Origin of the sequence: Pseudomonas sp. NBRC 111130 (assembly GCF_001320485.1) — a bacterium.
GTDB classification, from domain to species: Bacteria; Pseudomonadota; Gammaproteobacteria; order Pseudomonadales; family Pseudomonadaceae; genus Aquipseudomonas; species Aquipseudomonas vlassakiae.
On sequence record NZ_BCBG01000090.1, the window covers coordinates 1 to 3,386 of the forward strand.

Annotated in this window: 3 protein-coding genes; all 3 read left to right on the top strand. The window is 66.4% G+C overall.

From position 1 onward, the window contains the following. Positions 1 to 118: 118 nt before the first annotated feature. Genes APH33_RS22520 through APH33_RS22530 form a run of 3 tightly spaced genes read left to right on the top strand, consistent with a single transcriptional unit; the run spans position 119 to position 3,314 of the window. Positions 119 to 1,408, top strand: a complete 1,290-nt coding sequence (locus APH33_RS22520) for an FAD-binding oxidoreductase (protein ID WP_054887257.1) — start codon at positions 119 to 121, stop codon at positions 1,406 to 1,408. Then, a complete protein-coding gene (locus APH33_RS22525) occupies positions 1,401 to 1,952 on the top strand; it encodes a helix-turn-helix domain-containing protein (RefSeq protein ID WP_054887258.1) in 552 nt (183 codons plus the stop codon). Before APH33_RS22520 ends, APH33_RS22525 begins: the two co-directional genes overlap by 8 nt. Before the next feature lie 9 nt (positions 1,953 to 1,961). Further along, entirely contained in the window at positions 1,962 to 3,314 is a 1,353-nt protein-coding gene (locus tag APH33_RS22530; RefSeq protein WP_054887259.1) for a glutamine synthetase family protein, read from the top strand. Positions 3,315 to 3,386: the final 72 nt, after the last annotated feature.

Below are 3,386 nucleotides of genomic sequence, written 5' to 3' on the forward strand. Positions count from 1 at the left end.
GCAGCGGCCCCAGAATCATATATGCAACGAAGATTCAAAGACGAACGGTGTGGCGCCATGAAAATTACCTGCTAGATTTTCATGAAAATAACCACAATAAATTTCACGAGGCCAAGGCATGTTCAAGCAATCCGCCCAGCACGTCGCCAGCTACTACGCCCAGACCTACCCCGCCAGCATCCCCCTGCGCCCTACCCTGCAAGGCTCGCACGACAGCGATGTGCTGATCATCGGCGCCGGTTTCAGCGGCCTGCACACCGCGCTGCGCCTGACCTTGGCCGGCAAGCGCGTGACGATGCTGGAAGCCAGCCGAGTGGCCTGGGCCGCTTCCGGTCGCAACGGAGGCCAGGCGCTGCTGGGCTGGTCGTGCGATATGCCGCCCCTGGAGAAAGCGCTGGGCGTGGAACGCACCCGGCGCCTGTGGGACAGCATGTGCTGGGCCGCCGACGAGATGCGCGAGCTGCCCCAGCGCCATGGCTTCGACATCGATTACCGGCTCGGTAGCCTGTGGACCGCCGTGTTGCCCCGCCGGATAAAGATGCTCGAAGAAGCCCTGCACGACGCCGAGCACAAATGGGGCTACGACGCCCTGCGCCTGATCGGCCGCGACGAGCTGGCGCAATGGATCGACAGCCCGCGCTATCAGGCGGCGCTGTATGACGCCAAGGGTGCGCACCTCAACCCGCTGAAACTGGCCCAGGGCCTGGCCGCCACGATCGAAGCCCATGGCGGGCGCATCTTCGAGCAGAGCCAGGTGCTCGGCTATCAGCCCAGCGCCAACGGCTACGTGGCCCGCACCGAGCATGGCGAGGTACGTTGCGGGGTGCTGGTACTGGCCTGCAACGCCTACATCGACCGCCTCGACCGTGGCCTGTCGCGCCGGCTGCTGCCAGTCGGCTCGTACCAGGTGGCCACCGCGCCGCTGGATGCCGAGTTCGCCCGCTCGCTGCTGCCGCGCAACAGCTGCGTGATCGACAACCAGTTCGTGCCCGACTACTTCCGCCTCACCCCCGATCACCGCCTGCTGTTCGGCGGTGGCTGCACCTACCTGGGCGGCATTCCAAAGGACGTCGCCAGCGCCACGCGCCCCTACCTGGAAAGGGTGTTCCCGCAACTGGCCGGGGTGGCCATCGATTATGCCTGGGGCGGCCACATCGACTGCAGCATCCAGCGCACCCCGGACGTCGGTCGCGAGGGCCTGCGCTATTGGCTGCAAGGCTTCTCTGGCCACGGCGTGCTGCCGACCCTGGCCGCCGCGCGGGCGGTCAGCGACGCCATTCTCGGCGACGATGACCTGCTGGCGTTGTACCAGGGCATCGACAACGGCCGCTTCCCGGGCGGTGACCTGCTGGCCGCACCGCTGGAGGCAGCGGCCAAGGCCTGGTACAGGATGCGCGATCATGTCTGAAGACGCCCAGGGCCTGGCCCTGCTGATTCGCGACTTGCGCAAGCACCGCGGGCTGACCCTCGATGAGCTGGCGGGCAAGGTCAAACGCTCGCTGGGCTTTCTGTCCCAGGTCGAACGCGGCCTGTCGCAGCCGACCGTGGCCGACCTTACGGCCATCAGCGAAGCCCTGCAGGTGCCGACCACCTACTTCTACCAGGCCAGCCAGCCACCCGCGCTGGACTGGGTCACCCGCCCCGGCGAGCGGCGCACCATCTACTACGCCGAAGGCATCAGCGACGTGCTGGTCTCACCGACCCTCAACGGCCGTTTCGCCATGCTCGAAAGCCATCTGGCGCCCGGCGCCAGCAGTGGCGAGGGGCACCTGGACGACAGCTCCGAGCAAGGTGGTTTCGTCCTCGAGGGCGAACTGACCCTCTGGCTTGCCGATGACGAACAAGCCGTGACCCTGGCGCCCAACGACAGCTTCCAGCTGCCGCCCAACCGCCACTTTCGCTACGCCAACCTGACCGACCAGACGACCCGCGTCCTCTGGGTATTCCGATGAGAGCACAGCATGACCCTAACAACAGGCTTTCCCGATCTGCTCAGTGAAGTCCGCGCGTTCCGTGCCCGCCACCCCGACGTCAGCCATGTCGACCTGCTCAGCCTGGACATCCCTGGGCACTTCTACGGCAAGCGCTACCCGATCGACATGCTGGAAAAGGTCGCCGCCGGCAGCCCGCTGAAACTGCCGCAGAATTGCGTACTGCTGGGGGTACAAGGTGGGCTGTTCCCGATCGGCGACTACTGCTTCAACGACGGCGACCCGGATGCCATCCGCCGCCTGATCCCCGGCACGCTCAAGCCGGTGACCTGGGAGCGCGAGCCACTGGGGCAGATGCTGATCAGCTCCGACGGTACTGCCGCGCCTATCGAGTTCGAACCCCGCGAAGTCCTCGCCCGCGTGCTGCAGCGCCTCGAGCGACGTGGCATCCGCCCGGTGGTGGCGTTCGAACTGGAGTTCTACCTGTTCGACCGGGCGCTCAAGCAAGGGCTGCCGCAGTTCCCCCGCGACCCGCTCAGCGATGACCCGGACGACCAACCCAACATGCACATCGAACGGCTGTCGCGCTTCAGCGACGTGCTGCATGACATGGTCGACACTGCCCAGGCGCAGGGCGTGGACGCCAACGTGATCACCGCCGAACTGGGCCCCGGCCAGTTCGAGATCAACTTCGGCCACTGCGACGACGGCCTGCAGGCGGCCGACTGGGCCGCCCTGTTCTGCCGCAGCACCCGCGGCGTCGCGCTCAAGCACGGGCTGCGCGCCTCGTTCATGAGCAAGCCCTACCTGCAGGCGCCTGGCAGCGGCATGCACGTGCATGTGAGCCTGTACGACCAGGCCGGCAACAACCTGCTGGCCGCCGACCAGCAGCGCCCGCTACGCCACGCGGTGGCCGGCTGCCTGGCGCTGCTGCCGCATTGCATGCCGATCTTCGCGGCCAACCACAATGCATTTCGCCGCTATGGCGCCATGGTCAATGCCGCCAGCCGTGCGAGCTGGGGGTTCGAGGACCGCGATGCGTGCATTCGCATTCCCGAATCGGATGCGCGCAATCTGCGTATCGAGCACCGGCTGGCGGGGGCGGATGCCAACCCGTACCTGGTGCTGGCGGCGATCCTGTGTGGCATGGAGCATGGGCTGGATGCCGCGCAGGAGCCGATTGCGCCGCTGAACGAAGATCGCAGCAGCGGCATCGATTTCCCCAAGGACATGCTCGGCGCGGTCGCGGCCATGCGCAGTCACCCGGCAGTGAACGAAGGGCTGGGGGAAGAGTTCGTGATGGTGTACTGCGAGAACAAGCGCCAGGACCATCTGGCGTTCATGCAGGAAGTCAGTGCGCGGGAGTACCGCTGGTTCATGTGACATCGGTGATGGCCTCTTCGCGGGCACGCCCGCTCCCACAGGTCCTGCGCTAGCCTCAATGCCTGTGCGATA